Origin of the sequence: Aneurinibacillus thermoaerophilus, from assembly GCF_019603355.1 — a bacterium.
Taxonomy (GTDB): domain Bacteria; phylum Bacillota; class Bacilli; order Aneurinibacillales; family Aneurinibacillaceae; genus Aneurinibacillus; species Aneurinibacillus thermoaerophilus.
This window is the reverse complement of the sequence record NZ_CP080764.1, coordinates 219183-244936: the sequence shown is the minus strand read 5'-3', so window position 1 is coordinate 244936 and position 25754 is coordinate 219183. Positions and strand designations below refer to the sequence as shown.

44 protein-coding genes are annotated in these 25754 nt (G+C 45.9%); 4 read left to right on the top strand and 40 right to left on the bottom strand.

From position 1 onward, the window contains the following. Window positions 1–30 precede the first annotated feature (30 nt). From cwlD to K3F53_RS19850, 39 genes are all read right to left on the bottom strand, one after another. Window positions 31–711 (bottom strand): N-acetylmuramoyl-L-alanine amidase CwlD, encoded by a 681-nt coding sequence (cwlD, locus tag K3F53_RS01325; RefSeq protein ID WP_091260766.1) that lies wholly within the window; start codon window positions 709–711, stop codon window positions 31–33. Between the two features lie 240 nt (window positions 712–951). Then, window positions 952–1395, bottom strand: coding sequence for a DUF2521 family protein (locus tag K3F53_RS01320; protein ID WP_220559271.1), 444 nt, complete (start codon window positions 1393–1395; stop codon window positions 952–954). A 173-nt stretch (window positions 1396–1568) separates the two neighbouring features. Then, window positions 1569–1961 carry a 30S ribosomal protein S9 gene (gene rpsI / locus K3F53_RS01315; RefSeq protein WP_057900117.1) on the bottom strand — a complete coding sequence of 131 codons (393 nt, stop codon included), beginning with the start codon at window positions 1959–1961 and terminating at the stop codon, window positions 1569–1571. A gap of 18 nt (window positions 1962–1979) precedes the next feature. Further along, window positions 1980–2417, bottom strand: coding sequence for a 50S ribosomal protein L13 (gene rplM / locus K3F53_RS01310; RefSeq protein WP_057900118.1), 438 nt, complete (start codon window positions 2415–2417; stop codon window positions 1980–1982). Between the two features lie 142 nt (window positions 2418–2559). Next, window positions 2560–3351 carry a tRNA pseudouridine(38-40) synthase TruA gene (truA, locus tag K3F53_RS01305; RefSeq protein WP_057900119.1) on the bottom strand — a complete coding sequence of 264 codons (792 nt, stop codon included), beginning with the start codon at window positions 3349–3351 and terminating at the stop codon, window positions 2560–2562. A 58-nt stretch (window positions 3352–3409) separates the two neighbouring features. Next, the gene (locus K3F53_RS01300) at window positions 3410–4213 is read right to left on the bottom strand and encodes an energy-coupling factor transporter transmembrane component T family protein (RefSeq protein ID WP_057900120.1); all 804 of its coding nucleotides are present in this window, start codon (window positions 4211–4213) and stop codon (window positions 3410–3412) included. Continuing rightward, window positions 4210–5103 carry an energy-coupling factor transporter ATPase gene (locus tag K3F53_RS01295; RefSeq protein ID WP_057900121.1) on the bottom strand — a complete coding sequence of 298 codons (894 nt, stop codon included), beginning with the start codon at window positions 5101–5103 and terminating at the stop codon, window positions 4210–4212. Before K3F53_RS01295 ends, K3F53_RS01300 begins: the two co-directional genes overlap by 4 nt. After that, the gene (locus tag K3F53_RS01290) at window positions 5088–5930 is read right to left on the bottom strand and encodes an energy-coupling factor transporter ATPase (protein ID WP_246615670.1); all 843 of its coding nucleotides are present in this window, start codon (window positions 5928–5930) and stop codon (window positions 5088–5090) included. Before K3F53_RS01290 ends, K3F53_RS01295 begins: the two co-directional genes overlap by 16 nt. Before the next feature lie 183 nt (window positions 5931–6113). After that, window positions 6114–6479 carry a 50S ribosomal protein L17 gene (gene rplQ / locus K3F53_RS01285; protein WP_057900122.1) on the bottom strand — a complete coding sequence of 122 codons (366 nt, stop codon included), beginning with the start codon at window positions 6477–6479 and terminating at the stop codon, window positions 6114–6116. Window positions 6480–6515: 36 nt separating this feature from the next. Continuing rightward, window positions 6516–7460 carry a DNA-directed RNA polymerase subunit alpha gene (locus K3F53_RS01280; protein ID WP_057900123.1) on the bottom strand — a complete coding sequence of 315 codons (945 nt, stop codon included), beginning with the start codon at window positions 7458–7460 and terminating at the stop codon, window positions 6516–6518. Between the two features lie 183 nt (window positions 7461–7643). Then, window positions 7644–8048: a 30S ribosomal protein S11 gene (rpsK, locus tag K3F53_RS01275; RefSeq protein ID WP_057900124.1), complete on the bottom strand. Its 405-nt coding sequence runs from the start codon at window positions 8046–8048 to the stop codon at window positions 7644–7646. A 9-nt stretch (window positions 8049–8057) separates the two neighbouring features. Further along, entirely contained in the window at window positions 8058–8426 is a 369-nt protein-coding gene (gene rpsM / locus K3F53_RS01270; RefSeq protein ID WP_057900125.1) for a 30S ribosomal protein S13, read from the bottom strand. 22 nt (window positions 8427–8448) lie between these two features. Next, complete coding sequence (gene rpmJ / locus K3F53_RS01265; RefSeq protein WP_057900126.1) at window positions 8449–8562, bottom strand: 50S ribosomal protein L36; 114 nt, start codon at window positions 8560–8562, stop codon at window positions 8449–8451. A gap of 83 nt (window positions 8563–8645) precedes the next feature. Further along, window positions 8646–8864, bottom strand: a complete 219-nt coding sequence (infA, locus tag K3F53_RS01260; protein WP_003322635.1) for a translation initiation factor IF-1 — start codon at window positions 8862–8864, stop codon at window positions 8646–8648. A gap of 131 nt (window positions 8865–8995) precedes the next feature. Beyond that, entirely contained in the window at window positions 8996–9742 is a 747-nt protein-coding gene (gene map / locus K3F53_RS01255) for a type I methionyl aminopeptidase (protein WP_057900127.1), read from the bottom strand. Beyond that, complete coding sequence (locus K3F53_RS01250) at window positions 9739–10392, bottom strand: adenylate kinase (RefSeq protein ID WP_220559270.1); 654 nt, start codon at window positions 10390–10392, stop codon at window positions 9739–9741. The genes map and K3F53_RS01250 overlap by 4 nt, the downstream gene beginning before the upstream one ends. Before the next feature lie 59 nt (window positions 10393–10451). Beyond that, entirely contained in the window at window positions 10452–11759 is a 1308-nt protein-coding gene (gene secY, locus K3F53_RS01245) for a preprotein translocase subunit SecY (RefSeq protein ID WP_057900129.1), read from the bottom strand. Continuing rightward, window positions 11759–12199 (bottom strand): 50S ribosomal protein L15, encoded by a 441-nt coding sequence (rplO, locus tag K3F53_RS01240; RefSeq protein ID WP_057900130.1) that lies wholly within the window; start codon window positions 12197–12199, stop codon window positions 11759–11761. The genes secY and rplO overlap by 1 nt, the downstream gene beginning before the upstream one ends. A 32-nt stretch (window positions 12200–12231) precedes the next feature. Beyond that, window positions 12232–12417, bottom strand: a complete 186-nt coding sequence (gene rpmD, locus K3F53_RS01235) for a 50S ribosomal protein L30 (RefSeq protein ID WP_057900131.1) — start codon at window positions 12415–12417, stop codon at window positions 12232–12234. A gap of 13 nt (window positions 12418–12430) precedes the next feature. Further along, on the bottom strand, window positions 12431–12928 hold the full coding sequence (gene rpsE / locus K3F53_RS01230; RefSeq protein ID WP_057900132.1) for a 30S ribosomal protein S5: 498 nt from the start codon (window positions 12926–12928) through the stop codon (window positions 12431–12433). A 34-nt stretch (window positions 12929–12962) separates the two neighbouring features. Next, the gene (rplR, locus tag K3F53_RS01225; RefSeq protein ID WP_057900133.1) at window positions 12963–13331 is read right to left on the bottom strand and encodes a 50S ribosomal protein L18; all 369 of its coding nucleotides are present in this window, start codon (window positions 13329–13331) and stop codon (window positions 12963–12965) included. Window positions 13332–13367: 36 nt separating this feature from the next. Further along, on the bottom strand, window positions 13368–13907 hold the full coding sequence (rplF, locus tag K3F53_RS01220; RefSeq protein WP_057900134.1) for a 50S ribosomal protein L6: 540 nt from the start codon (window positions 13905–13907) through the stop codon (window positions 13368–13370). A 30-nt stretch (window positions 13908–13937) separates the two neighbouring features. After that, entirely contained in the window at window positions 13938–14336 is a 399-nt protein-coding gene (gene rpsH, locus K3F53_RS01215) for a 30S ribosomal protein S8 (protein WP_057900135.1), read from the bottom strand. Window positions 14337–14365: 29 nt separating this feature from the next. Then, window positions 14366–14551 carry a type Z 30S ribosomal protein S14 gene (locus K3F53_RS01210; RefSeq protein ID WP_057900136.1) on the bottom strand — a complete coding sequence of 62 codons (186 nt, stop codon included), beginning with the start codon at window positions 14549–14551 and terminating at the stop codon, window positions 14366–14368. Between the two features lie 33 nt (window positions 14552–14584). Continuing rightward, window positions 14585–15127: a 50S ribosomal protein L5 gene (gene rplE, locus K3F53_RS01205; protein WP_057900137.1), complete on the bottom strand. Its 543-nt coding sequence runs from the start codon at window positions 15125–15127 to the stop codon at window positions 14585–14587. Between the two features lie 29 nt (window positions 15128–15156). Further along, window positions 15157–15465: a 50S ribosomal protein L24 gene (rplX, locus tag K3F53_RS01200; protein ID WP_057900455.1), complete on the bottom strand. Its 309-nt coding sequence runs from the start codon at window positions 15463–15465 to the stop codon at window positions 15157–15159. 61 nt (window positions 15466–15526) lie between these two features. Beyond that, a complete protein-coding gene (gene rplN, locus K3F53_RS01195) occupies window positions 15527–15895 on the bottom strand; it encodes a 50S ribosomal protein L14 (RefSeq protein WP_057900138.1) in 369 nt (122 codons plus the stop codon). Window positions 15896–15937: 42 nt separating this feature from the next. Continuing rightward, window positions 15938–16204 carry a 30S ribosomal protein S17 gene (gene rpsQ / locus K3F53_RS01190; protein ID WP_057900139.1) on the bottom strand — a complete coding sequence of 89 codons (267 nt, stop codon included), beginning with the start codon at window positions 16202–16204 and terminating at the stop codon, window positions 15938–15940. 20 nt (window positions 16205–16224) lie between these two features. Continuing rightward, window positions 16225–16422: a 50S ribosomal protein L29 gene (gene rpmC / locus K3F53_RS01185; RefSeq protein WP_057900140.1), complete on the bottom strand. Its 198-nt coding sequence runs from the start codon at window positions 16420–16422 to the stop codon at window positions 16225–16227. Beyond that, the gene (gene rplP, locus K3F53_RS01180; RefSeq protein WP_057900141.1) at window positions 16412–16846 is read right to left on the bottom strand and encodes a 50S ribosomal protein L16; all 435 of its coding nucleotides are present in this window, start codon (window positions 16844–16846) and stop codon (window positions 16412–16414) included. The genes rpmC and rplP overlap by 11 nt, the downstream gene beginning before the upstream one ends. A gap of 2 nt (window positions 16847–16848) precedes the next feature. Next, window positions 16849–17511, bottom strand: coding sequence for a 30S ribosomal protein S3 (gene rpsC, locus K3F53_RS01175; RefSeq protein WP_057900142.1), 663 nt, complete (start codon window positions 17509–17511; stop codon window positions 16849–16851). Between the two features lie 16 nt (window positions 17512–17527). Then, a complete protein-coding gene (gene rplV / locus K3F53_RS01170) occupies window positions 17528–17863 on the bottom strand; it encodes a 50S ribosomal protein L22 (protein ID WP_057900143.1) in 336 nt (111 codons plus the stop codon). Window positions 17864–17900: 37 nt separating this feature from the next. Continuing rightward, window positions 17901–18179 carry a 30S ribosomal protein S19 gene (gene rpsS, locus K3F53_RS01165; RefSeq protein WP_057900144.1) on the bottom strand — a complete coding sequence of 93 codons (279 nt, stop codon included), beginning with the start codon at window positions 18177–18179 and terminating at the stop codon, window positions 17901–17903. Window positions 18180–18239: 60 nt separating this feature from the next. After that, window positions 18240–19070: a 50S ribosomal protein L2 gene (gene rplB / locus K3F53_RS01160; RefSeq protein ID WP_057900145.1), complete on the bottom strand. Its 831-nt coding sequence runs from the start codon at window positions 19068–19070 to the stop codon at window positions 18240–18242. Window positions 19071–19102: 32 nt separating this feature from the next. Then, window positions 19103–19393, bottom strand: coding sequence for a 50S ribosomal protein L23 (gene rplW / locus K3F53_RS01155; protein ID WP_057900146.1), 291 nt, complete (start codon window positions 19391–19393; stop codon window positions 19103–19105). Then, window positions 19393–20016: a 50S ribosomal protein L4 gene (gene rplD / locus K3F53_RS01150; protein WP_057900147.1), complete on the bottom strand. Its 624-nt coding sequence runs from the start codon at window positions 20014–20016 to the stop codon at window positions 19393–19395. The genes rplW and rplD overlap by 1 nt, the downstream gene beginning before the upstream one ends. Before the next feature lie 20 nt (window positions 20017–20036). Further along, the gene (gene rplC / locus K3F53_RS01145; RefSeq protein ID WP_057900148.1) at window positions 20037–20669 is read right to left on the bottom strand and encodes a 50S ribosomal protein L3; all 633 of its coding nucleotides are present in this window, start codon (window positions 20667–20669) and stop codon (window positions 20037–20039) included. Between the two features lie 79 nt (window positions 20670–20748). Continuing rightward, window positions 20749–21060 (bottom strand): 30S ribosomal protein S10, encoded by a 312-nt coding sequence (gene rpsJ / locus K3F53_RS01140; protein ID WP_057900149.1) that lies wholly within the window; start codon window positions 21058–21060, stop codon window positions 20749–20751. 305 nt (window positions 21061–21365) lie between these two features. Then, on the bottom strand, window positions 21366–21500 hold the full coding sequence (locus K3F53_RS19850) for a SelB domain-containing protein (RefSeq protein WP_139184967.1): 135 nt from the start codon (window positions 21498–21500) through the stop codon (window positions 21366–21368). Between the two features lie 328 nt (window positions 21501–21828). Between K3F53_RS19850 and K3F53_RS01130 the strand changes: the two genes are divergently transcribed. Continuing rightward, a complete protein-coding gene (locus K3F53_RS01130; protein WP_156424113.1) occupies window positions 21829–22002 on the top strand; it encodes a hypothetical protein in 174 nt (57 codons plus the stop codon). Between the two features lie 47 nt (window positions 22003–22049). On the opposite strand, the gene K3F53_RS01125 is transcribed toward K3F53_RS01130, so the two are convergent. Next, complete coding sequence (locus K3F53_RS01125; protein WP_220559269.1) at window positions 22050–22802, bottom strand: hypothetical protein; 753 nt, start codon at window positions 22800–22802, stop codon at window positions 22050–22052. 188 nt (window positions 22803–22990) lie between these two features. On the opposite strand from K3F53_RS01125, the gene K3F53_RS01120 reads away from it, so the two are divergent. The 3 genes from K3F53_RS01120 to tatA are packed head-to-tail and all read left to right on the top strand — an operon-like array spanning window position 22991 to window position 25664. Then, a complete protein-coding gene (locus tag K3F53_RS01120; RefSeq protein ID WP_057900151.1) occupies window positions 22991–23746 on the top strand; it encodes a gluconate 2-dehydrogenase subunit 3 family protein in 756 nt (251 codons plus the stop codon). A gap of 23 nt (window positions 23747–23769) precedes the next feature. After that, window positions 23770–25482 carry a GMC family oxidoreductase gene (locus K3F53_RS01115; RefSeq protein WP_220559268.1) on the top strand — a complete coding sequence of 571 codons (1713 nt, stop codon included), beginning with the start codon at window positions 23770–23772 and terminating at the stop codon, window positions 25480–25482. Further along, the gene (tatA, locus tag K3F53_RS01110) at window positions 25479–25664 is read left to right on the top strand and encodes a twin-arginine translocase TatA/TatE family subunit (RefSeq protein ID WP_057900153.1); all 186 of its coding nucleotides are present in this window, start codon (window positions 25479–25481) and stop codon (window positions 25662–25664) included. The genes K3F53_RS01115 and tatA overlap by 4 nt, the downstream gene beginning before the upstream one ends. Window positions 25665–25754 lie beyond the last annotated feature (90 nt).

Genomic DNA, 25754 nt, shown 5'->3' with positions numbered 1-25754 from the left:
ATACCACTCTGTTATTTTTTCCTACAAAGCTTATTGCACTTCTTCAACAGTTTCCCCTGAATAATAACGTAAAATCCCCTGGTAAATCGCATTGGCCATTTGTTTTTGATAACGGGAAGTCGCCATAAGTTTAGCCTCTTGCTCGTTGGATAGAAACCCGACTTCCACCAGTACGGATGGACATTCCGCTGTGCGAAGGATGAAAATATCATCTGTTTTTTTTGCCACTCTGTCTGTATTGCTTATGACACGTTTAATTTCATCCTGAATAAGATGAGCCATCTGGCCGGATTGCTTTAACGCAGGCGAATAGAATGTTTGTGCCCCTGACCAGCGCGGAGATGGAATGGCATTCAGATGAATGCTTATCAGCAAATCAGCCTGATTATCTTTAATTAACCGGACGCGCCGCAGTAAATCTTCGGTTTTACGTTTACTCAACCCTTTTGTGCCAGGAGCGGCCAAATCTGTATCCGTTTCGCGTGTCATAATAACCAAAGCGCCCGCCTCCTGTAGAAAATCGCGTAAATACATACTAATAGGCAAAGTGATGTCTTTCTCAATTATTCCACCTTTGCTTTTGGCTCCGCCGTCTGGTCCGCCATGCCCAGCATCCACGACAATAATTTTTCCGGAAAGCGGCAGCGACCAAACGGACCATGACTCATCATCCATCGGCATATTATATGTCAAAAGTGTTATAAGGAACATCAGTGCTCCTAACCACAGTATTACGTTTCTTTTTTTTCGCAAAGTATACTCCCCCCCCTATTCTAATTACTATATACATTTGACTTGATCGATTGACATTGTTTAATAGAGCAAAGTACATCTCTAGCTCTTATATATAAAACATATGTACAACCTTCCTGTTTATTCGCGGAACATATATCCCCTGGTTTCGTTCAAATAAAAAAGCGAGCTTTTGTCATAAGCCCGCTCTAAATCGCTTCAAAGCAATCTAAGTTTTCGCTGTTTTTTTCCATAGACAAGGCCGTGGCGAAACCACTTTGCCGCCAAATCTTCCGCTATAATGGATACTGAATAAAAGTCCCATTCGCCAAGGCGACTCATAAGGTTAAAATCATTAGCTAATGTGTAAATACTCAGAAGATGTTGCTGGGAGTAGCTGCGTTCAATTTCTTCCGCCGTACGCCCCGCTTTATATAACTTACTAGCTGCAACGCCTTGGAAAAAGAATTCGTAAATAATTTCGGCCAGATATTCTTCGACAAGGTAGCGTTGCAGCAAAGGGAGATGACGAATGGAAACTTCGACAGTGTTATAGTAGTAGCGGCGCACCTCTTGGATGTCGATGCCATCCTTAATTTTCTTACGCATATTTTCGTTCCGTATCCTAGCACGTTCTTCAAACGATACTATATTGCTGTCCATGCGATCACCCTGTTTTATCGTATGAATGTTACTCTTAGGATGGCCTTTTCGTTTATTGTTTCATACCTTGTTTGAAAATCTGATTATCTTAAACGAAAGCAGTCAGCAAAACGTGTAACAAAAAGCCCAATCCAAAAGGATTGGGCTTTTTCTGAATATAAATATCGTCCAAATTAGCGTTTGGAGAATTGAGGTGCGCGACGAGCAGCTTTAAGACCGTATTTCTTACGTTCTTTCATCCGTGGATCGCGAGTCAAGAATCCAGCTGCTTTCAAAGCGCCACGAAGATCCGGGTCAGCTTGCAGCAACGCGCGGGAGATGCCATGGCGGATCGCACCCGCTTGACCGGTTGTACCGCCGCCATTCACATTTACAAGCACATCGTACTTGCCTTCCGTTTCAGTAAGAACGAGCGGTTGCTTTACGATAAGTTTCAAAGTTTCAAGACCAAAATATTCATCCATTGGACGCTTGTTGATGATGATTTGACCATCGCCAGGTACTAAGCGAACGCGTGCAACGGAATGCTTGCGACGACCTGTTCCGTAGTATTGAACTTGTGCCACGAAATTACCCTCCTTTTACTATCCGCGCAGTTCCCATTTTTCTGGTTTTTGCGCTTGATGTGGATGCTCAGAACCAGCATATACATGCAGTTTTGTAACCAATCGACGACCAAGGCGGTTCTTCGGCAGCATGCCTTTAACAGCAAGCTCGATCATGCGCTCAGGCTTGGTAGCCAACATTTGGCCAGCCGTAGTGATTTTCAAGCCGCCCGGATAACCGGAGTGACGATAATACAGCTTATCCGTCATTTTCTTACCAGTCAGTTTGATTTTATCAGCATTGATAACGATAACGAAATCGCCAGTGTCAACGTGCGGTGTGAATTCAGGTTTGAATTTTCCGCGAAGAATAGCCGCTACTTCGCTGGCCAGACGTCCGAGCGTCTGTCCTTCAGCATCAACAACATACCATTTACGCTCTACTTCGAGTGGCTTGGCCATGTATGTGGTGCGCATTGTTTTCCCTCCTGTAACTTGCATTTCAAAAAGTTCCGTTAACCTTTATATTTTAAAAACCAACACATTTTCGGGGCGTTAGTGGGTTTTAAAATACCGAATTTGATATTACTACAATTTTGGTATTAAAGTCAAGAAAAAATTATACACCAGGTGGCGTTGACTTCCTATACTCTACTTTCCATAAATACAGGCCCTGCGGGGGGACGTTGGCCTTAGCGATCGTACCATTCTTCGCTTCAAGCATCCATTTCACGTAATCGACTTCCCAGCGGCCCTTGCCGACTTCTACAAGCGCTCCTGTCATCATACGAACCATGTTATACAAAAATCCGTTGCCACGAAACGTAAGCCAAATGTCAAGCCCCTGCCCGGGCACGAATTTGTCACGCTGCGTAACCTCGATCGTTACTTCATATATCGTCCGCACCTTGTCTTCCACCTGCGTGCGCATCGAACAAAACGAGGTAAAGTCATGCGTTCCCAAAAAATAAGCGGCGGCCGCACGCATCTTCTCAATATCAAGCGGCGCTTTTACATGATAAGCCCAGTCGCGAATAAAAGGATCAGGAGTATCTTGATTAAGAATCCGGTATTTATAGGTTTTCTCCGTGACATCATACCGAGCATGAAAATCCATTGGCACATCTACAGCATGCAGTACAACAATATCGTCCGGCAAAAACGTATTCATCGCTGGCACCAGCCTATCTGCAGGTATACGGCTAGTCGTAACAAAATGGGCGACCTGTTCCCTCGCATGAACACCCGAATCCGTGCGCCCGGATGCCACGATTTTTGTCTCATGTCGGAGAATATGTTTCAGCACTTTTTCAATTTCGGCCTGTATGCTGGGACCGTTGTTCTGCCGCTGAAAGCCATAATAAGCCGTTCCCTGATAGCCAAACGTAAGCTTAATCTTACGCTCTTCCATCTGTGTTGTATTCATCCTTTCATTGCCGGACAAAACCAGTCAATGCCAAAGCCGCCGCTTACGCCCGCAGCAGCCAGACAGTGACCGCTATCCCTATTGTAATGAGAAGAAGCATCGCATCCCGCTTGCCGAAGCGCAACTGCCGGTACTTTGTCCGTCCTTCTCCACCGCGGTATCCTCTCGCTTCCATCGCAAACGCCAGCTCTTCCGCCCGACGAAACGATTGTACGAACAACGGAACAATTAAAGGAAGGATGCCGTTAATCCGTTTTATAATCGAACCGCTGGAAAAAGAAGCCCCGCGTGACATTTGCGCTTTGGCGATTTTATCCGTCTCCTCAAGCAGTGTCGGAATAAAGCGTAGCGAAATCGACATCATCAGTGCCAGCTCATGTGCTGGAAAACCAAATTTCCGGAAAGGGGAAAACAAACTCTCCAGCCCATCCGTTAGCTGAATCGGAGAAGTTGTCAGTGTTAATAAAGAAGCCGATAGCATCAGCAGAATAATGCGTGCTGACACAAAGGCCGCGTCCTGCAGCCCTTTTTCGTGAATTTCAATGAACTTCCATGAAAATAAAAGTGCGCCTTCCTTATTCGTGAAAACTTGTAAAATCACCGTTAATACGATAATCCAGAGAGCGGGCTTTAATCCACGCAGAACGTAGATAACCGGAATGCGCGAAACCGCGATTCCCAGAAGCGTGACCGCTGCCACAAACAAGAAAGCGGCCAGCGTGTTCGCCATAAAAATAAAAATGATAAAAAAAAGTACGAATAAAAGTTTGCTGCGTGGGTCGCACTGGTGAAGAAACGACTGACGCGGCACAAACTGGCCAATCGGAATGGAATTCAAAAAACTCATCGTCGCTTCCCTCCTCTACGCGAAAAGCGACGGGCCAGCTCGTCAGCCAGCTGTTCTGAATCGAAAATATCAAGCGGAAGAGGCGGCACCGAGCTCCCAGCCGTACGCACGCGCTCGTTAAACTGCACGATAAAACGAGTAATTTCCGGTAAATCCAGGCCCGCTTGCTGAATCTTCTCCGGCTCCTGGAACACCTGCTGTGGTGTTCCTTCCATCCATACGCGTCCTTGATTCATCACATAAAGATAATCAGCATATAGCGCAGCGTCCTCCATGCTATGCGTAACGAGAATCGTCGTCCGTTTCTCTTCACGATGAACACGGGCAATCATCTCCAGAATCGCACGATGCCCGGCAGGATCCAATCCTGCGGTCGGTTCATCCAGTATCAGTACTTTTGGATTCATAACAAGCACGCCGGCAAGTGCTGCTCGTCTCATCTGGCCCCCGCTCAAGGCGAAAGGAGATTTCTCTCCATACTTCTCCGGATCAAGGCCCACAAGGCGCAAAGCAGCATCCACACGCGCTACAATCATCTCAGGCGGGACGCCCATATTGACAAGACCGAACGCAACATCTTTGCGTACCGTTTCCTCAAACAGCTGATATTCCGGATATTGAAACGCTAGCCCTACCTGCTGTCGTAGCTTCTCAAGACCTTTTTTCTTCTTGGCAGGCAATGTAAATTCGCCGATCTGCATCGTACCTTCCGTAGGCTGCAGTAAGCCGTTCAACAACTGAATGAACGTAGACTTGCCCGAGCCTGTATGGCCAATAATGGCGACATAACGACCATGCGGAATATAAAGCGACACGTCTCTAAGCGCCTGATAAGCAAACGGGGTGCCCGGCGAATACGTATAACTCACGTTTTCTAATCGGATATCCATAAGCTATCGAGCACTCCTTCACCGGTTATATTCAGCACAGGAAAACGAAAGCCTTTCTTTCGTAACCGGTACTGCAAATCGCAGGCAAACGGCACGTCAAGGCCAAGCTTGCGCAGCCAATCCACTTTTTGATAGATTGTTTCCGGTGTTCCTTCGCCTACAAGAGCGCCTCCGTCCATCACAAGAATACGGTCGCTTTCCAGCGTCTCTTCAAGGTAATGAGTAATCTGGATGACCGTCATACCTTGTTCAAGGTTCATCCGCCGCACAACTTCCAAGACTTCTTTTCGTCCCCGGGGATCAAGCATCGCTGTCGCTTCGTCCAGCACAAGCACAGCCGGACGGACGGCCAGAGCGCCGGCGATAGCCACACGCTGTTTCTGTCCTCCAGAAAGTCGATTTGGCTCAGCCGTCCGAAATTCCGACATATTCACTTTTTGCAGCGCATCTATGATACGCGCTTCCATCTCTGAAGGAGGGATGCCGATGTTCTCCATGCCAAAGGCGATGTCATCCTCTACTGTCGGCGCCACAAATTGATTGTCCGGATTTTGAAAAACCATGCCTACCGTTTGACGCACTTGCCAAATCTGCTCTTCATCCGATGTAACAACACCGGCAACTTCCACGCTCCCTTCAGTTGGCAAAAGCAGACCATTCAGCAATTTTGCCAGCGTGGATTTACCGGAACCGTTATGACCGATAATCGAAAGGAACTCCCCTTTCCTCACTTCACACGAAACGCCCTTCACTGCCTTCTCTTCAGCGCCTTCATACGCAAAAGAAACATGGTTGAGGCGTATGATTGTTTCAGTCAAATCCACCACACCGCTTTCTTCCGTTCCCCTTACTTAAGAAAAAAAGAAATAAAAACAAATGTTTTGTTAGCGGGCTTTCTTCGAAACAAGGGAATAGGTATAAAAAACTTCTGTAAAGAAAAGAATAGACATTGTTTTTCCTATGCAAAAAAAGGGTGATTTCATCCTCACCCTTTCTTGCGCCAGTGCTAACTATTCAACTAACTCAAGGTATACCATTGGTGCGCCGTCGCCGCGGCGAGGACCAATTTTCAAGATGCGAGTGTAACCACCTTGACGCTCAGAAAAGCGAGGTGCAATCGTATCAAACAACTTTTGAATTGCATCCTGGTTGGTTTCATTGTTAGCTGTTTCTTTACGCACAAAAGCGGCTACTTGACGACGAGCGTGCAGGTCACCGCGTTTAGCTAATGTGATCATTTTTTCAGCGATAGAACGTACTTCTTTCGCTTTGCTTTCCGTTGTTTCGATGCGCTCGTTGATAATCAGGTCCGTTACCAGATCGCGGAATAAAGCTTTACGAGCGGCGCTATTACGGCCTAATTTAGCATATGCCATATTTTTTCCCTCCTTAAAACGAACAGTTGGTCAATCTTAATCATCTTTGCGAAGTCCAAGTCCGAGTTCTTCGAGCTTTTCTTGAACTTCTTCCAGAGATTTGCGGCCAAGATTGCGGACTTTCATCATATCTTCTTCTGTTTTCTGCGTCAGCTCTTGCACAGTATTGATACCTGCACGCTTCAAGCAGTTGTAGGAACGGACAGAAAGATCAAGTTCCTCGATTGTCATCTCAAGTACTTTTTCTTTCTTATCTTCTTCTTTTTCCACCATGATTTCGGCTTCTTTCGCCTCATCAGTTAGCCCTACAAACAGATTCAGATGTTCCGTCATGATCTTTGCGCCTAAACTTACCGCTTCCTCCGGGCGGATACTGCCATCCGTCCATACTTCAAGCGTGAGCTTATCATAGTTAGTCACTTGGCCTACACGTGTGTTTTCCACTTGATAGTTCACACGGGTAATTGGTGTGTAGATTGAATCAATTGGAATCACGCCAATTGGCATATCCGGGCGTTTGTTCTGATCGGCAGGCACATAGCCGCGTCCGCGGTTGGCAACCATACGAATGTGGAGACGAGCCCCCTCTTCCATCGTTGCAATAACCAGGTCCGGATTCAAAATTTCTACATCGCTGTCTGCGCGAATGTCGGCAGCTGTTACGACACCGGCGCCTTCCGCATCAATTTCAAGCACTTTCTCTTCATCCGAATGAATTTTCAAAGAAAGTGTTTTTAAATTCAAGATGATCTGGGTAGTGTCTTCTACGACGCCTTCGATCGTGGAGAACTCGTGGAGAACCCCATCGATTTCAACACTGATAATGGCGGCACCCGGCAGGGAAGACAGCAAAATACGACGTAAGGAGTTTCCAAGCGTTGTGCCGTATCCTCGTTCAAGAGGCTCTACCACAAACTTGCCATAGGTAGAGTCTTCGCTTACTTCTACCACTTCGATCTTTGGCTTTTCGATTTCGATCATCAAACAAACCCTCCTTCAAAACGTCGAAAATTCCGGACGGGTCATAAGGTCCACGACCGGAATTCCCCTTTGGCGGTTACCAGTAAATCGCAACCAAAGCACAGACCTGTTCGTTCCATATTAAGATAGTATGCACAGGTGTATAACTTTTTAAACTGCTAGTTTATGCGACTTGCTGCCAAATTATACACGGCGACGTTTTGGTGGACGGCAACCATTGTGAGGAATAGGTGTAACGTCTTTAATCATGCTGACTTCAAGTCCTGTAGCCTGCAGGGAACGAATTGCAGCTTCACGTCCGGAACCTGGTCCTTTAACCATAACTTCAACAGTTTTCATACCGTGTTCCATCGCAGCTTTAGCAGCCTGCTCAGCAGCCATTTGCGCCGCGAACGGAGTGCTTTTACGAGAACCTTTGAAACCAAGGCCACCCGCACTTGCCCAAGAAATTGCATTTCCATGCGGGTCAGTAATAGTAACGATCGTGTTGTTGAATGTAGAACGAATATGCGCGACACCAGCTTCAACGTTTTTGCGATCGCGACGACGAGTGCGAGTCGCAGCTACTTTTCTTTTTGCCAACTTCATTTACCCCCTTTACTTCTTCTTGTTCGCAACGGTACGGCGCGGACCTTTGCGAGTACGTGCATTGGTTTTCGTACGTTGACCACGAACCGGCAAGCCACGACGATGACGAACACCACGATAGCAGCCAATTTCAATCAAACGCTTGATGTTGAGAGAAACCTCACGACGAAGATCCCCTTCAACTTTGATATTCTTGTCAATATAGTCACGAAGCTTTGTTGCTTCATCTTCAGTCAGATCACGAACGCGAGTATTTTCATCGATACCGGTTTCGCTCAAAATTTTGCTAGCAGTAGAACGGCCAATGCCAAAGATGTAAGTTAACGCAATAACAACGCGTTTATCACGAGGTAAGTCAACCCCAGCAATACGTGCCATGTATCGTGCACCTCCTTATAAATTAACCTTGTCTTTGCTTATGCTTCGGATTTTCACAAATTACCATGACTTTGCCTTTACGGCGAATAATTTTGCATTTCTCGCAAATCGGCTTTACAGATGGTCTTACTTTCATTCGGATAACCTCCCATCATTTCTAGAGTGGAACTATTAGAGGTTGGAGGTTAGATAAACCTCTAACTCCTGTCGTTTCCTGCTCTATTTGTAACGATATGTGATCCGTCCACGGGTTAAATCATACGGCGATAATTCGACGGTAACTTTGTCACCCGGCAATATACGAATGAAATGCATGCGGATTTTACCGGATACGTGAGCGAGCACTTTATGCCCGTTCTCTAGCTCTACGCGAAACATAGCGTTTGGCAGAGGCTCAATCACGGTACCTTCTACTTCAATTACATCTTCTTTCGCCATAAAGCCACTCTCCTTTCTTCAGCATGGCTGCTTTTGCTTAGCCCTCTTAACGCAAGCCGATTAAACCTACAATATCCCCATCGGCAATCATATCACATTGTCTATCTCGAAGGGAAATGGCAATTCCAGTTTTATTCTTTCGTTAAGATTTCATAACCATCTTCAGTAATCGCAATTGTATGCTCAAAGTGAGCGCACATTGAACCGTCCACGGTAACAACTGTCCAATTATCAGCAAGGGTGCGCACATAACGTTTGCCCGCATTTACCATCGGCTCAATCGCAAGTACCATTCCCGGCTTCAGCCTTGGTCCGCGGCCCGGAGGTCCAAAGTTAGGAATTTGCGGATCTTCATGCAAACTCCGTCCGATGCCATGCCCCACGTATTCACGGACAATGGAATATCCGGCTGCCTCCACGTAAACTTGAATGGCATGAGAGATATCTGTCAGGCGCGCATCCGGCTTCGCTTGTGCTAATCCTTCATAAAGAGATTTCTCGGTAACGTCCAACAAGCGCTGGTTCTCCGGAGAAATCTTGCCTACCGCATAGGTCCAAGCAGAATCACCATGATAGCCGTCCACTTCGGCGCCAATATCCAAACTGATGATATCTCCTTCCTTCAGTTTGCGCTTGCCCGGGATGCCATGAACAAGTTCTTCGTTCACTGAAGTACAAATACTGCCTGCAAAGCCTCCATAGCCTTTGAAAGAAGGTTTCGCTCCATGTTTGCGAATGAACGCTTCAGCAATCTCATCCAGATCACCAGTAGTGATACCAGGACGAATAGCTTTTTTCAGTTCTTTGTGTGTGAGGGCGACGATGCGTCCCGCCTCCCTCATGATGTCGATCTCTGTTTTGGATTTGCATATAATCATTGAGCCTGACCTCTCAACACGTTTGCAATATCCTCAAACACCTTGTCTATATCTTGTTGCCCGTTAATGTTACGAAGCAATCCTTTTGCTTTGTAATAGCTCAAGAGCGGAGCGGATTGTTCGATGTTTACATCGAGGCGAGTCGCGACAGTCGCCGCATTGTCGTCGTCCCGCTGATACAATTCTCCGCCGCATTTATCACAAATTCCTTCCCGGGAAGGAGGGTTGAATATTACATGATACGTAGCACCGCAATTTTTGCAGATTCGGCGACCGGTCAGTCGTTCCAACAAAATGCTGCGATCCACATCAATATTGATGACATGATCGATTGTACGTTCCATTTCTTCAAGCGTCCTGTCCAAAGCTTCCGCCTGTGCCATCGTACGCGGAAAGCCGTCCAACATAAACCCTGTCTCACAATCAGGTTTACCTAAACGCTCTTTAACAATACCGATGACAACTTCATCCGGTACCAAGAGCCCCTGATCCATATAAGACTTTGCTTGTTTCCCCATCTCGGTTTCTTCTTTGATGGCTGCACGAAACATGTCGCCGGTGGAAATATGCGGGATGCCAAACTCGGCAACAATTTTTTCGCCTTGTGTTCCTTTTCCCGCACCAGGTAATCCCATTAAGATAATATTCATCTTTACCCCTCCATACGTCAGTGAATTCACAGCCAAATACTTCGTCACCTATATTACTTTTACTTAATAAACCCTTTGTAATGGCGTTTCACAAGCTGGCTTTCAATTTGCTTCATCGTATCCAGCGCGACCCCGATAACAATCAACAGCGCTGTGCCGCCGATCTGAACCGAAGCCGGCAACCCGCTCAGCTTCGTAAAGAAGATGGGCAGAATGGATACGGCTGCCAAAAAGATTGCTCCTGCCAAAGTAATTCGGTTTAGCGTTCTCGTAATATATTGGGCTGTCTCATTTCCTGGACGTATGCCTGGGATGTATCCGCCGTTCTTTTTCATGTTGTCAGCCATCTGCGTTGGATTAACCTGCACAAACACGTAGAAATACGTGAACCCGATGATCAGCAGTACATACAGCACCATGCCGATCCAATTCTGCGAGCTAAACGTCTGGATGTTAAACGTTTGAATCACCCAGTTGGAAACAGGATGCCCTGGCCAGAATTGAGCAATCGTAGGCGGAAAGATAATCAATGACAGAGCAAAGATTACAGGAATTACTCCAGCACTGTTTACTTTTAACGGGATGTGGGTGGATTGACCACCGTACATTTTTCTGCCGACTACGCGTTTTGCATACTGCACGGGAACTTTGCGCGCTCCCTGCTGGATGAAAACTATTCCCACGATAACGAGAATAACAGCCAGCAGAATTAATAACACTTTAACAACATTTAAAAACATTTGATCCTCAGCGCCAATAAACTCTGAGGCATAGATTTGTTTTACACCGTTCGGAATTCCAGCTACGATACCCGCAAAAATAATAATGGAAATGCCGTTTCCGATGCCCTTCTCGGTGATTTGTTCACCTAGCCACATAAGAAAGGCTGTACCGGCAGTCAGTACGAGCGCAATTAGCGCATATGTCGTAAAAGAAGGGTCTATCACGAGGCCCGGTATCATCCGGTTAAATCCGATAGAAAGCCCAACCGCTTGAATCAACCCGAGAATGATCGTCAAATAGCGGGTAACCTGGGCAATCTTGCGCCGCCCGATATCTCCTTCTTTTGACCACTGAGTGAATGTCGGAACAACATCCATCGACAACAGCTGCATGATAATCGAGGCGGTAATATACGGCATAATCCCCATCGCAAAAATGGAGAAGTTCTGTAAGGCACCACCCGTGAATGTGTTAAAGAATCCGAAGACGCTGCTTTGATTTGACAGCTGTTCTAGTACCGAAACATTAATGTTCGGCACTGGAACAAAGCTGCCAATCCGAAAGACGACAAGCATCAAAAGGGTAAACATCACCTTTCGACGCAAGTCGGCAATCTTAAAAATGTTGGTGATCATGGAGAACATTAGATCACCTCGGCTTTTCCGCCGAGAGCCTCAATTTTCTCAACCGCAGATTGAGAAAATTTCTGAGCTTGAACCGTCAGCTTAACGTTAAGTTCTCCATCCCCTAAAATCTTAACGCCATCGCGTGTATGTTTGATAATCCCTGTTTCGAGAAGCAGTTCCGGTGTTACAACTGTACCTTCTTCAAACTTGTTCAGTTTTTCGAGGTTAATTACAGCGTACACTTTGCGGTTCGGATTTGTGAAACCGCGTTTTGGCAGACGACGATACAGCGGATTTTGACCACCCTCGAAGCCAGGACGTACGCCGCCGCCCGAACGAGCGTTTTGTCCCTTATGTCCGCGACCAGCTGTTTTTCCGTTGCCAGAACCGATACCACGACCTACACGCTTACGAGTGTGACGGGAACCTTCAGCAGGTTTGATCTCATGTAATTTCATTGTCGCACCTCCTCCTTGTGTCAAATTTTTTATTACTCAGCGATTTCCTTAACTTCAACCATGTGCTTTACTTTTTCCACCATGCCGCGCATCGCTGCGTTATCCGGTTTGATTACTGTTTGGTGGATTTTACGAAGTCCAAGAGCCGCAACCGTAGCTTTTTGATTTTGCGTACGACCAATCAGACTTCTTTTGAGGGTAATTTGCAGTTTTGCCATGTTTAAGTCCCTCCTAACCTAAAAGCTCTTCCGGAGTTTTTCCGCGGAGCTTTGCAACCTGCTCAACAGTTTTCAGACGGCTTAAACCTTCCAATGTTGCATGTACCATGTTAATCGGGTTGTTAGAACCCAAAGATTTGCTCAATACGTCACCTACACCGGCAAGTTCGAGTACCGCACGAACCGGACCGCCGGCGATAACTCCAGTACCTTCCGCAGCAGGCTTCATGAATACGCGGCCTGCGCCAAAACGTCCATTTACTTCATGAGGAAGTGTAGTTCCTACAAGCGGAACTTTGATCAAATTTTTCTTTGCATCTTCGATGGCTTTGCGGATCGCGTCCGGCACCTCTTGAGCTTTACCCATTCCAGCGCCTACATGTCCGTTCTTATCGCCAACGACTACTAAAGCGCTGAAGCTGAAACGACGTCCGCCTTTTACAACTTTCGCAACGCGGTTAATGGCGACAACTTTCTCTTCCAGCTCCAGGTTAGAAGCGTCAATACGCATGAAGTTCCCTCCTTGTGTAAGGATTTTCGTTCAATTAGAATTGCAGGCCGGCTTCGCGCGCAGCGTCTGCAAGAGTTTTTACACGCCCATGATACAAATATCCGCCACGGTCAAATACAACTTCTTTGATACCTTTTTCAAGACCGCGCTTTGCAATCAGTTCGCCGACTTTTGCAGCGGCTTCCTGGTTGCCGCCATGAGTAATTTTATCTTTCAGCTCAGGATCAAGCGTAGAAGCGGAAGCCAACGTTACGCCTGCTACGTCGTCAATCAATTGAGCATACATGTGCTTGGAAGAACGGTATACATTCAAGCGAGGAGCTTGTGCCGTACCAGAAACTTTCTTACGCACACGCAGATGTCTTTTCTTCCGTGCTTTATTTTTGTCTTGTTTCGAAATCACGTCAATTTCACTCCTTTCTTACATACGCCTTAGCGATTACTTCTTACCAGTCTTACCTTCTTTACGACGTACGTGTTCACCCTGATAACGAATACCTTTGCCTTTGTAAGGTTCAGGTTTGCGCACGGCACGAATTTCGGCAGCAACCTGGCCTACGCGCTCTTTATCGATACCTTTTACGATGATTTGCGTTTGCGCCGGCACTTCGAATTCAATGCCTTCTTCCGGAGTGATTTCCACTGGATGAGAGTATCCAACATTCAATGTCAGGTTTTTGCCGCTCTTGGAAGCACGGTAACCTACACCAACCAGTTCCAGTGTTTTAGAAAATCCGTTCGTTACACCTTCCACCATGTTGGCGATAACGCTACGAGTCGTACCATGCAGTGCGCGGTGCATTTTATTATCAGAAGGACGCTCAACGATAATTTCGTTGCCTTCTACCTTTACTGTGATATCATCATGAAGCGTACGGGTCAGCGTACCCTTTGGGCCTTTAACAGTCAATGTCGTACCATCAAGTTTCACATCTACCCCCGCAGGAATAGCGACCGGTTTTTTACCAATACGGGACATTCGTTACACCTCCATTCGCTATCGAATGTATTACCAAATGTATGCTAATACTTCGCCGCCCACTTGCTGTTGACGAGCTTGTTTATCAGTCATAACGCCTTTAGAAGTAGAAAGAATCGCGATTCCAAGTCCTCCTAGAACGCGCGGAATCTCGCCTTTCTTCGCGTATACACGCAAGCCAGGCTTGCTGATGCGCTTCAGACCATTAATTACACGTTCGTTATTCGCGCCGTATTTCAGGAAAATACGAAGAATGCCTTGTTTGTTATCTTCTACATATTCAACATCACGGATAAATCCTTCTTCTTTCAGAAGGTTAGCGATTGCCAGCTTAATTTTGGAAGCAGGCACTTCTAACTTCTCGTGACGCACCATATTGGCATTGCGAATGCGAGTAAGCATATCTGCAATTGGATCTGTCATTACCATATGTTTAACCTCCTTCCCATCTTAAGGGATTACCAGCTTGCTTTCTTCACTCCAGGCAATTGGCCTTGGTATGCTAATTCGCGAATACAAATCCGGCACAGTTTAAATTTACGATACACGGAATGCGGACGACCGCAGCGTTCGCAACGTGTGTAGGCACGTACTTTAAACTTCGGCTTGCGCTTTTGCTTCGCGATCATTGATTTTTTAGCCACGTGCTTTCCTCCTTATCGTATAAAAATCCGAAACTACTTGGCGAAAGGAGCGCCCAATTGTGTCAACAGTTCGCGGCTTTCTTCGTCCGTTTTCGCTGTCGTTACGATTACGATATCCATTCCGCGGATTGCATCCACTTTATCGTACTCGATCTCAGGGAAAATCAATTGCTCTTTTAAACCGAGTGTGTAGTTTCCGCGTCCATCGAACGCTTTTGTGGAAATGCCTCGAAAATCACGCACGCGCGGAAGAGCAATGTTGAACAATTTATCCAAGAAGTGATACATACGCTCACCGCGCAATGTCACTTTGCATCCGATCGGCATACCTTCGCGAAGGCGGAAGCCTGCGATGGATTTTTTTGCACGAGTGATAACCGGTTTTTGACCCGCGATCGTCTCGAGGTCGCGAACCGCTCCGTCCAGAATTTTCGGGTTGGAAACAGCTTCACCCAGACCCATGTTGATAACAACTTTTTCAACTTTCGGCACCTGCATGACAGACTTATATCCGAACTTCTGCATCAGGGCCGGTGTGATTTTTTCCTTGTAAGCTTCTAATAATCTAGCAGCCATTTAAAAGACCTCCTTTCCGACCTGACTACTTAATCCAATACTTCGCCAGATTTTTTTGCAACGCGTACTTTCTTTCCGTCTACAATTTTATGACCGATACGAGTCGGCTCGCCAGTTTTCGGGTCAATAATCATTACGTTGGAAGCATGAATCGGAGCTTCCTGTGTAACGATACCGCCCTGAGGATTGCTAGCATTTGCACGCGTGTGCTTTTTCACCATGTTTACGCCCTCTACAAGCACACGGCCCGTTTTCGGGTAAGCTGCAAGAATACGTCCTTTTTTGCCTTTATCTTTACCGCTAATAACCATTACGTTATCACCGGTTTTTACGTGCATTTTTACTTTCCCGGACATGACGGCACCTCCTTATGTTTACTTAGCATGCCTCGTTCAGGTTTTACAGTACTTCAGGAGCCAGTGAAACGATTTTCATGAAGTCTTTGTCACGAAGTTCGCGGGCAACTGGTCCGAAGATACGTGTTCCACGCGGGCTCTTATCTTCACGCACGATAACTGCCGCGTTCTCATCAAAACGGATGTAAGAACCGTCGTTACGGCGAACGCCGCTCTTAGAACGCACGATTACGGCTTTTACTACATCGCCTTTCTTAACAACGCCACCTGGTGTTGCTTGTTTTACTGAGCAAACGATCACATCACCAATGTTAGCGAACTTACGACCAGAACCGCCCAGAACTTTAATGCACATTAATTCTTTCGCTCCGGAGTTATCGGCTACACGTAAACGAGTTTGAGTTTGAATCACGGAGAGTCCCTCCCTTCAGATGTTACTGAAACGTCCAAATGATTAGATAATAACGGCTTTCTCAACCACTTCAACCAGTCTCCAACGCTTGTCTTTAGACAGCGGACGGGTTTCCATGATTTTTACTAGATCGCCGATTTTTGCAGTATTTTGCTCATCATGAGCTTTGAATTTCTTGGAGTATTTCACGCGCTTTCCGTAAAGCGGATGCTTTTTGTATGTTTCGACAAGAACCACGATCGTTTTATCCATCTTGTCGGAAACAACTTTTCCAAGAACAACTTTACGCCCATTGCGTGTTTCTGCCATGTTTGCGACCTCCTCTCTTATTAGCTAATGCCTAATTCACGTTCGCGAAGGATAGTTTTTGCTCTCGCGATGTCTTTGCGTACCTGACGAATACGTGCAGTGTTATCCAGCTGACCAGTCGCTAATTGAAAACGGAGGTTGAAAAGTTCTTCCTTCAGGGAAGTTAACTTTTGTTCAATTTCGGCAGTGGTCAAATTACGAATTTCATTAGCTTTCATTTGCGTCACCACCCGTTTCTTCCCGTTTTACAAACTTGCATTTAATCGGAAGTTTGTGCATGGCCAGACGCATTGCTTCACGAGCTACCTCTTCGGACACACCAGCCAGCTCAAACATTACTTTTCCTGGTTTTACAACCGCTACCCAGTGTTCTACAGAACCTTTACCAGAACCCATCCGTACTTCCAACGGCTTCGCCGTGATCGGCTTATCTGGGAAGATTTTAATCCATACTTTACCGCCACGTTTAATATAACGAGTCATCGCACGACGAGCGGCCTCGATCTGACGGTTTGTAACCCAAGAAGCTTCCAAAGCTTGCAGACCGTATTCACCGAAAGTAACAGTTGTACCGCCTTTTGCTTGCCCTCTCAGGTTCGGACGGTGCTGTTTGCGGTGTTTTACGCGCTTAGGAATTAACATAATTATTGGCCTCCTTCCTCTTCAGTTCTCTTCTTCGCTTGAGGAAGAACTTCTCCACGATAAATCCATACTTTTACGCCGATTTTTCCGTACGTAGTATCAGCTTCAGCAGTACCATAGTCGATGTCAGCACGCAGTGTGTGCAGCGGAACCGTACCTTCGCTGTATCCTTCGGAACGAGCGATGTCTGCGCCGCCCAAACGGCCGCTTACCATCGTTTTGATTCCTTGAGCACCTGCGCGCATTGTGCGTTGCAGCGCTTGTTTTTGCGCACGACGGAAAGAAATACGGTTTTCCAACTGACGTGCAATGCTTTGTGCAACAAGCGTTGCATCCATATCAGGATTTTTGATTTCGTTGATGTTGATATGAACTTTCTTGCCAGTCAGGTTAGACAAAGCTTTGCGAAGCTTTTCTACTTCACTTCCGCCTTTCCCAATAACCATACCTGGCTTCGCAGTGTGGATAGTAACATTCAAACGGTTGGCAGCACGCTCAATTTCAATTGTAGAAACAGAAGCGTCTTTCAACTGGTCTTTAATATATTGACGGACCTTCAGGTCTTCATGTAACAGATCAGCATAATCTTTCTCCGCGAACCATTTAGACTCCCAGTCACGGATAATGCCAACCCGAAGTCCTACCGGGCTAACTTTTTGACCCACTCGCTATCCCTCCTTATTACTTCTTTTCAGACAGAATGACCGTTACGTGACTTGTGCGCTTGTTAATCCGGCTCGCACGACCCATTGCACGAGGACGGAAACGTTTCAGTGTCGGGCCTTCGTCTACGAAAATTTTGCTAATAACCAGATTGTTAGAGTCCATGTTCAGGTTGTGCTCCGCATTGGCAACAGCTGACATTAACACTTTTTCGATAACCGGAGAAGCAGCTTTCGGCGTATGCTTCAAGATAGCAATCGCTTCACCTACTTCTTTACCGCGAATTAAGTCAACTACCAGACGCATTTTACGAGGAGCAATGCGAACATAACGAGCTACCGCTTTCGCTTCCATGTGAGTAACCTCCTCTCTTCCTTCAACCTATAAGTTATTACCGCTTTGTCTTTTTGTCAGTATCTACGTGACCTTTGAAGGTACGTGTTGGAGCAAATTCTCCAAGCTTATGTCCGACCATATCCTCGGTTACATATACAGGCACATGTTTACGTCCATCGTACACTGCAAATGTATGACCAACGAATTCCGGGAAGATTGTGGAGCGACGAGACCAAGTTTTGATTACTTTCTTCTCGCCTTTTTCATTTTGCTCAATGACCTTTTTCATAAGATGATCATCAACAAAAGGTCCCTTTTTTAAGCTGCGTCCCATGAACGAACCTCCCTTCGTGATAGAAGTGCGGTGACCTGCGACCGCACCTTGCAAACAGCATTATTTTTTACGGCTACGAATAATATATTTATTAGAGTGCTTGTTTTTCTTACGAGTTTTCGCACCAAGAGTCGGTTTGCCCCAAGGAGTAAGCGGACCGCTACGGCCGATCGGAGCACGACCTTCACCACCACCGTGCGGATGGTCAACCGGGTTCATTACAGAACCGCGAACCGTTGGGCGCTTGCCTAACCAGCGGGAACGGCCAGCTTTACCGATATTGATAAGCTCATGATCAAGGTTACCAACCTGACCAATTGTCGCACGGCATTCTTTGCGAATCATGCGGGTTTCACCGGAAGTCAGGCGCACGATTGCATAATCACCGTCACGGCCCAGCAACTGCGCTTCAGCACCAGCAGAACGAACAAGCTGACCGCCCTTGCCTGCTTTCAATTCAATATTGTGGATAACCGTACCTACCGGGATTTTTTCCAAAGGCAACGCGTTACCGATTTTGATATCAGCATCCGGACCAGATTCGATGATCATGCCTACTTGCAAACCATGCGGTGCCAGGATATAACGCTTTTCACCATCAGCGTAGTTGATCAGCGCGATATTTGCAGAACGGTTCGGGTCGTACTCGATTGTAGCAACGCGGCCCGGAATACCATCTTTATTGCGTTTGAAGTCAATAATACGATACTTCTGCTTATGACCGCCACCATGATGACGAACTGTGATTTTACCTTGGTTGTTGCGACCGGCTTTTTTATGTTTCGGCGCAAGTAGAGATTTTTCCGGTTTGGAAGTTGTAATCTCTTCAAAAGTAGACACAGTCATTTGACGGCGACCAGGAGAAGTCGGTTTATACTTTTTGATTGCCATTTATTTTCCCTCCTTCGCTTACGTCGCTAGAATTATACACCTTCAAAAAAATCAAGCGATTTACTGTCTTCGCTCAGTTGGACAATCGCTTTTTTCCAGTCAGAACGTTTTCCAAAATATCTACCTACGCGCTTCGGCTTACCTTTAACACGCATTGTATTTACGCTCACAACTTTTACGTCGAAGATGCGTTGGATTGCATCTTTGATTTCTGTTTTGTTTGCACGTAAATCAACTTCGAATACGTATTTGTTGCTGGCCATCATGTCAGCAGTACGTTCGGTAATAACCGGGCGCTTGATAATATCGCGAGGATCTTTCATTATGCAAGCACCTCCTCAACTTTTGCGACTGCATCCTGCGTAATCAGCAACTTGTCATGATGCAAAACATCAAGAACGTTGATTCCGCTGGCAGAAACAAATTTTACTCCAGGGATGTTACGAGCGGACAGCGCGACGTTGTCATTGTATTCGCCAGTAACAACAAGAACTTTGTTATCTACTTTCAGATTTCCGAGCACTTTCACCATTTCTTTTGTTTTCGGTGCTTCAAAGCTCAGAGAATCCAATACTACGATTTCATCGTTTTTCACCTTGGAAGACAGTGCGGATTTCATTGCCAGACGACGAACCTTCTTAGGAAGTTTGTAAGCATAGCTGCGTGGCGTCGGTCCGAATACAGTACCACCGCCTACCCATTGTGGCGCGCGGATGCTACCTTGGCGAGCGCGTCCTGTCCCTTTTTGTCTCCACGGCTTGCGGCCACCACCGCTTACCGCGGAACGATTTTTTGTAGCGTGAGTGCCGGCGCGACGGGAAGCTTGTTGCATAATAACATAGTCAGCAAGCACCGCTTCGTTCGGTTCGATTCCGAATACAGCATCGGAAAGCTCGATTTCACCTACTTGTTTGCCAGCTTGATTAAAAAGAGTTACTTTAGGCATTGCGAGTCCTCCTTTCCTGATTATTTGCTGCCTTTCACGGCAGATTTTACAACTACGAAACTATTTTTAGCGCCCGGAATGGCACCTTTGATCAATAGTAGGTTGCGTTCTGCGTCAACAGATACAACTTCAAGATTTTGGATCGTAACTTTTTCTCCACCCATACGACCCGGCAGCGGTTTACCTTTTACTACACGGTTCGGAGCGATCGGACCCATCGAACCAGGACCACGATGGTAACGGGAACCGTGAGCCATCGGTCCGCGAGCTTGACCATGACGCTTGATAGAACCGGCAAACCCTTTCCCTTTGGAAGTACCGGTTACATCAACGATGTCTCCCTCTGCAAAAATATCAGCTTTAATTTCCTGACCAACTTCGTATTGGGACAAATCAACATTACGAAGTTCACGAACGAAGCGCTTAGGCGTTGTATTAGCTTTTGCTGCATGGCCTTTTTCCGGCTTGTTAGCACGAACTTCTTTCTTGTCAGCGAAGCCCAACTGGATCGCTTCATATCCATCAGTCGCTTGATCCTTCTTCTGCAAAACAACGCAAGGACCCGCTTCAACAACAGTTACCGGAACCACTACGCCATCAGCATTGAAAATTTGGGTCATCCCAATTTTTCTACCTAAGATTCCTTTGGTCATGGTAGCCACCTCCTATTGTGTAATCAAAAATCCATGTATTTATCGTTCAATTATTTTCGTTTCGTTGGTTTGTGTTTGCTTACAGTTTAATTTCGATATCAACACCTGACGGCAGATCAAGACGCATGAGCGAATCAACCGTTTGCGGCGTCGGATTTACGATATCAATCAGACGCTTGTGCGTACGCATTTCGAATTGTTCACGAGAGTCTTTGTACTTATGAACCGCACGCAGGATTGTGAAGACATTGCGCTCTGTCGGAAGCGGAATCGGACCGGAAACCTCCGCACCGGAACGCTTCGCAGTATCAACAATCTTCTCTGCGGACTGATCAAGAATTCTGTGATCGTATGCTTTCAAGCGAATACGAATTTTTTGTTTTGCTGCCATTTTAGTCCCTCCTTTGTCGCCTATTTTGAAAAACAGACAATTCTCAGCGGAAAAACCTGATCCCAGGCCATGGCATCGGAGCCTGGTGTGTCAGCAACCTCCCGCATCATCGCATTCATCAAACCAACATTCAACATTATATTAAAAGCATAGGTTGAATGCAAGGTTTTTCTCTCTCTGCATCATTATTTATGTAATGACCCAGACCTTGAATATTCTATCGTATCCCTATTTAAAAAGCAAGACACGATGTTTATTTTTTTGAGCCAAATACGCCCTTTCTCCGTACCGCGAGTGATTTTATGTCAATCAAGCGATTCAAGAAAAGGCATCAAACATTTGCGCGATAATCCCAGTACTTCCTTGGCGGCGCCCGGCGTCAATATTTCCTCCACTACTGTTTCCCGACGCAGCTTTTCGACGCTTTCTTTCCATTTCATCCTATATTATAGAGGTTATCTGCAAGTTCAAGCATCTGCCTGATATCAAGCAAGTATGCTTTCAAATCACCAGCCAATCCGTCCGAAATACCATAACGCTGCATTCATTCGTTCCAGTTGGGCGGCACAAGCCCTCCTTCACGTAAATCAGCAACCACCTGTTCCATTTTCAGACGATGTTCTTCCGGAAAGTAAAGTATAGCCTTACCTTGTTACTTTCTTCAACAATTTGAATGAGCATGTATAAATCTAGCCAAAATGCTACAGGTTAAAAAAAGATGCAACCAGATAAATGGCAAAGTCCAAAACAGACGTATAGGGGATGAATATGATGGCACATAAAAATAAGAAAAAGCAGGACTACGAAGACATGAAAACAATGGTAAATGAATTGGAACGAACTACGGTGGCTTCCAACCTTGCTGAAGATATGGATATCGGCAGTGAGATTGAGCATGATGACGTAAATCACCGTGATACCGGCATGCGGGATAGCCGATAATGAAGAGAAGGCACTTCCTCACAACAGGATGTGCCTTTCCTCTTTCTTTATTCCGAAGCATTTCTAATAATCAAAGAAATATCTTTTACTAGCTTTTTCGCTGATGGAGAAGAGGCCTGCATTTCCTTTTTAATCCGATCCATCGCCGCTACTGCTTCACGCTGCTCTACTTTCAAAATCCGAACATTTCCGTCAAACATGGAAGCAATCTGACGGCGGGCTTCTTCCATATTATCGGAGGAAGCTACATTGGGCGTCCCTGATGTTCCTGCTGTACCATTGACTTTTTCCCCGCCCGCTTTATTATCTGGAAGTTTTTCTGGAGGGCGGCTTATATTGGCTATACCTGTGGCCGAATTTCCCGAAGTCCCGTTCAGCAGTTTGTTCTGCATCGGATCATAGCTCGTCGATACAATCTTTTTATCTGTTCTTCCCAAAATCACTGTGTCATCAAGTACCAATACTTTGACACCTTCCACTCCCCCACTGGCCAATCTCGATTGCAAGTGAGCGGAAATCCCTCCTTCATGAAGACTGGAACTGCCAATCAAACTATAAACAGACATTCCTGTGTTCTGCGCTTCCTTTCCTTCATAACTTGTAGCTTTAACGGTTGAACCTTCCATTTTCCCTGTTTCATTATTATATCCAGGTATTTTGATCGTTCCTTGAATTTCCTGTGCATGCTCTGCATGCTGGGCACTGGGTGGAGCGGCATTGTCTTTCGGTGCCGCCTGATTGCCGCACGCAGTAGCTAGTAAAGCAAGCGACAGCACGACACTTATCTTTATTCTTCTCAACTCGATTCCCTCCATATTGCTTTAGAACGAATTCTTCATAAATCGCATTCTTATCCTTCCCTTTATTTTCCTGAACAATACACAAATAAATCAAAAAAACATTATGACAAAATTTTTAGAATACACAGTTTAACGATGCCCTCTTTTGTATAGAAAGAATAATAAACAACTTATCAGGAGGTGAATGTATGTCTCCTCAGGACGATACAAAAGGGAACGAAAATGTATCCCGCCGGAACTTTCTAAAAAAATCCGGATATGCACTAGGAGGCTTGCTGGTTGGCGGTGTTGTCGGAAGCTTGCTGACGGTCGGCCAAAGACAAGCGGCACCATCTCCTGCGCCGCAAACACAATCAACGACCGACTATAACCAGGCTTTGATGTACTTTAGGCCCGACCAATTCCGAATGGTTGAAGCGGCTACAGAGCGGATTTTCCCCGCTGACGAGAATGGCCCTGGCGCCAAAGATTTGGGTGTCGCTTATTTTATCGATCACCAATTGGCCGGGGATTGGGGATTCAATGCCCGCGATTACATGCGAAGTCCTTTCTTCAAAGGTGAAACAGTTCAAGGTTATCAAGGAAGGCTAAACCGAAGAGAAATTTTTGATATCGCGCTTCAGGAAATGCAGAACTACAGCCAGAGAAAATATCAAAAAAATTTTGCCGATCTGACAGAAGAACAACAGGACGAGGTATTGCGCGCTTTCGAAAAAGATGAAATAAAGCTAACAACCATTTCTCCAAGCGGATTTTTCCGCATATTGCGAAATGCCACAATCGAAGGAGTATACGCCGATCCGCTATACGGTGGAAATAAAAATATGGGCGGCTGGAAATTGAAGAATTATCCCGGCAATCAGATGGCATACACCAACATTATCGAAAAAGATGAATTTGTTAAAATGCCGCCAAAAAGCTTGAAAGATCACCTCCATACTTAAAGAAAGAAAGGTGAATAAAAGGAATGAGAAAATTGCCTAAAGTTGACGTAGTCATCGTTGGAGTAGGCTGGGCTGGGGGGATTATCGCTTCGGAACTGGCAAAAAATGGACTGAAAGTAGTTGGTCTGGAACGAGGAAAAGAGCGGAAAACAGAAGACTATTTCATGGTGCATGACGAATTGCGTTATGCCTACCGGTATGAATTAATGCAAGATCTTTCAAAAGAAACGATTACCTTTCGCAGCAATGAAAAAATCCGGGCGCTACCAATGCGACAGTACGGCTCTTTTTTAATTGGAAACGGTATCGGCGGCGCAGGCGTTCACTGGAACGGACAAACATACCGTTTTCTTCCTTATGATTTCGAGATTAAAAGCAAAACGATCGAGCGCTACGGTAAAAACAAAATCCCCAACGGCATGACGATTCAAAACTGGGGTATTACATACGACCAACTGGAACCGTATTATGACAAATTTGAAAAAATGGCCGGAATTTCGGGAGAGGAAAACCCGTTGGCCGGAAAACGTTCCAGCAAATACCCAACTCCTCCCATGAAATCATCTCCGGCTATGAAGATGTTTATGGAAACGGCTAAAAAGATGAAGCTTCATCCTTATATCCTGCCATCGGCAAATTTGTCGCAGGCATATACAAACCCCGATGGAGTAGCACGTTCTGCCTGCCAGTATTGCGGATTTTGCGAACGGTTCGGCTGCGAATACGGAGCAAAAGCCGATCCGGTAGTAACCGTCATTCCTGTAGCCAAAAAAACCGGAAATTTCGAAATCCGTACCCACTCTTATGTCAGGCGTATTCTGCATAAAGGAAACAAGGCAATAGGAGTTATGTATACCGATGTCACGACAGGTGAAGAAATCGAACAACCAGCGGATATTGTTGTGATTGCGAGCTATGTGTTCAATAATGTCCGTTTATTGTTGAATTCCAAACTCGGGCGTCCGTACGACCCGGCAACAGGCAGAGGTGTCATCGGCAAAAATTACGCTTATCAAGTAATGAGAGGAAATGCTATCGGATTTTTCGAAAACAAAGAGTTCAATACGTTTGCTGGAGCGGGCGCTCTTGGAGTAACGCTGGATGATTATAATGGAGACAACTTCGACCATTCCGACTTAAAGTTTATTCATGGCGCAAGTATAAGCTTAACACAAACAGGGTTAAGACCTATCGCTAACAATCCAGTTCCTAAAGGTACACCAAGCTGGGGGAAGGAATTTAAAAGGCAATCCATTAAGTATGCCAATCGTTCCTTAACTGTCGCCGCTCAGGGAGCTTCAATGCCTTTCAGGCATCACTTTCTTGATCTTGATCCTACATACAAAGACGTATTCGATGATCCGCTAATTCGCATTACCTTCGACTTTGAAGAGCAGGACCGTCAATTGGCTCTCTTCCTCGCTACAAAGTGCGAAGAAATCTTGAAACAAATGGGCGCAGACCGCGTCGATGCCAATAAGGAATTAGGGCCATATGATATTGTGCCTTATCAGTCTACGCACAATACGGGTGGAGTCATCATGGGGGACAGCCCAGATTCTTCCGCCGTAAATAGTTATCTGCAAATGTGGGATGCCGAGAACGTATTCGTAGTAGGCGCTTCCGCATTCCCTCATAATAGCGGCTATAATCCTACCGGAACCGTTGGGGCTCTGTCCTACCGCGCGGCAGAAGGGATCCTCAAATATAGCAAAAAAGGCGGGCCAGTCGTATGATCAACAACATCGGGATTCCCGGTTTAATCCTTATCCTTATTATTGCGCTTATCGTTTTCGGACCGCAGAAACTGCCGCAAATCGGCCGCGGAGTCGGAGATGCGCTGCGCGAGTTCCGTCATTCAGCTAAAGGGATTCTCGAAGAGTCCACAGATATAGCTGACGAAAAGAAGAAAATATAAATATAAAAAGCAGTCCTTGTTTATGGTTCAAGGACTGTTTTTCTTTACAACTTCATACCTGATTGATCCTCCGCTTAATTTCGCGAACAA

Coding starts and splice junctions, on each gene's coding strand:
- cwlD (WP_091260766.1), bottom strand. CDS start 711: ATGTTCCTTATAACACTTTTGACATATAATATGCCGATGGATGATGAG.
- K3F53_RS01320 (WP_220559271.1), bottom strand. CDS start 1,395: ATGGACAGCAATATAGTATCGTTTGAAGAACGTGCTAGGATACGGAAC.
- rplM (WP_057900118.1), bottom strand. CDS start 2,417: ATGCGCACCACATACATGGCCAAGCCACTCGAAGTAGAGCGTAAATGG.
- truA (WP_057900119.1), bottom strand. CDS start 3,351: ATGGAAGAGCGTAAGATTAAGCTTACGTTTGGCTATCAGGGAACGGCT.
- K3F53_RS01300 (WP_057900120.1), bottom strand. CDS start 4,213: ATGAGTTTTTTGAATTCCATTCCGATTGGCCAGTTTGTGCCGCGTCAG.
- K3F53_RS01295 (WP_057900121.1), bottom strand. CDS start 5,103: ATGGATATCCGATTAGAAAACGTGAGTTATACGTATTCGCCGGGCACC.
- rplQ (WP_057900122.1), bottom strand. CDS start 6,479: ATGGCATATGCTAAATTAGGCCGTAATAGCGCCGCTCGTAAAGCTTTA.
- K3F53_RS01280 (WP_057900123.1), bottom strand. CDS start 7,460: ATGATCGAAATCGAAAAGCCAAAGATCGAAGTGGTAGAAGTAAGCGAA.
- rpsK (WP_057900124.1), bottom strand. CDS start 8,048: ATGAAGTTGGCAAAAAGAAAAGTAGCTGCGACTCGCACTCGTCGTCGC.
- rpsM (WP_057900125.1), bottom strand. CDS start 8,426: ATGGCACGTATTGCTGGGGTTGACTTACCTCGTGATAAACGCGTTGTT.
- rpmJ (WP_057900126.1), bottom strand. CDS start 8,562: ATGAAAGTAAGACCATCTGTAAAGCCGATTTGCGAGAAATGCAAAATT.
- infA (WP_003322635.1), bottom strand. CDS start 8,864: ATGGCGAAAGAAGATGTAATTGAAGTAGAAGGTACCGTGATTGAGCCT.
- map (WP_057900127.1), bottom strand. CDS start 9,742: ATGATTATATGCAAATCCAAAACAGAGATCGACATCATGAGGGAGGCG.
- K3F53_RS01250 (WP_220559270.1), bottom strand. CDS start 10,392: ATGAATATTATCTTAATGGGATTACCTGGTGCGGGAAAAGGAACACAA.
- secY (WP_057900129.1), bottom strand. CDS start 11,759: ATGTTCTCCATGATCACCAACATTTTTAAGATTGCCGACTTGCGTCGA.
- rplO (WP_057900130.1), bottom strand. CDS start 12,199: ATGAAATTACATGAGATCAAACCTGCTGAAGGTTCCCGTCACACTCGT.
- rpmD (WP_057900131.1), bottom strand. CDS start 12,417: ATGGCAAAACTGCAAATTACCCTCAAAAGAAGTCTGATTGGTCGTACG.
- rpsE (WP_057900132.1), bottom strand. CDS start 12,928: ATGCGTATTGACGCTTCTAACCTGGAGCTGGAAGAGAAAGTTGTCGCC.
- rplF (WP_057900134.1), bottom strand. CDS start 13,907: ATGTCCCGTATTGGTAAAAAACCGGTCGCTATTCCTGCGGGGGTAGAT.
- rpsH (WP_057900135.1), bottom strand. CDS start 14,336: ATGGTAATGACAGATCCAATTGCAGATATGCTTACTCGCATTCGCAAT.
- rplE (WP_057900137.1), bottom strand. CDS start 15,127: ATGGCTGCTAGATTATTAGAAGCTTACAAGGAAAAAATCACACCGGCC.
- rplX (WP_057900455.1), bottom strand. CDS start 15,465: ATGCACGTAAAAACCGGTGATAACGTAATGGTTATTAGCGGTAAAGAT.
- rpsQ (WP_057900139.1), bottom strand. CDS start 16,204: ATGGCAGAAACACGCAATGGGCGTAAAGTTGTTCTTGGAAAAGTTGTT.
- rpmC (WP_057900140.1), bottom strand. CDS start 16,422: ATGAAAGCTAATGAAATTCGTAATTTGACCACTGCCGAAATTGAACAA.
- rplP (WP_057900141.1), bottom strand. CDS start 16,846: ATGTTAATTCCTAAGCGCGTAAAACACCGCAAACAGCACCGTCCGAAC.
- rplV (WP_057900143.1), bottom strand. CDS start 17,863: ATGGAAGCGAAAGCGGTAGCTCGTTATGTTCGCATTGCTCCTCGTAAA.
- rpsS (WP_057900144.1), bottom strand. CDS start 18,179: ATGGGACGCAGCTTAAAAAAGGGACCTTTTGTTGATGATCATCTTATG.
- rplB (WP_057900145.1), bottom strand. CDS start 19,070: ATGGCAATCAAAAAGTATAAACCGACTTCTCCTGGTCGCCGTCAAATG.
- rplW (WP_057900146.1), bottom strand. CDS start 19,393: ATGAAAGATCCTCGCGATATTATCAAGCGCCCGGTTATTACCGAACGT.
- rplD (WP_057900147.1), bottom strand. CDS start 20,016: ATGCCTAAAGTAACTCTTTTTAATCAAGCTGGCAAACAAGTAGGTGAA.
- rplC (WP_057900148.1), bottom strand. CDS start 20,669: ATGACCAAAGGAATCTTAGGTAGAAAAATTGGGATGACCCAAATTTTC.
- rpsJ (WP_057900149.1), bottom strand. CDS start 21,060: ATGGCAGCAAAACAAAAAATTCGTATTCGCTTGAAAGCATACGATCAC.
- K3F53_RS19850 (WP_139184967.1), bottom strand. CDS start 21,500: ATGAAATGGAAAGAAAGCGTCGAAAAGCTGCGTCGGGAAACAGTAGTG.
- K3F53_RS01130 (WP_156424113.1), top strand. CDS start 21,829: ATGATGGCACATAAAAATAAGAAAAAGCAGGACTACGAAGACATGAAA.
- K3F53_RS01120 (WP_057900151.1), top strand. CDS start 22,991: ATGTCTCCTCAGGACGATACAAAAGGGAACGAAAATGTATCCCGCCGG.
- K3F53_RS01115 (WP_220559268.1), top strand. CDS start 23,770: ATGAGAAAATTGCCTAAAGTTGACGTAGTCATCGTTGGAGTAGGCTGG.
- tatA (WP_057900153.1), top strand. CDS start 25,479: ATGATCAACAACATCGGGATTCCCGGTTTAATCCTTATCCTTATTATT.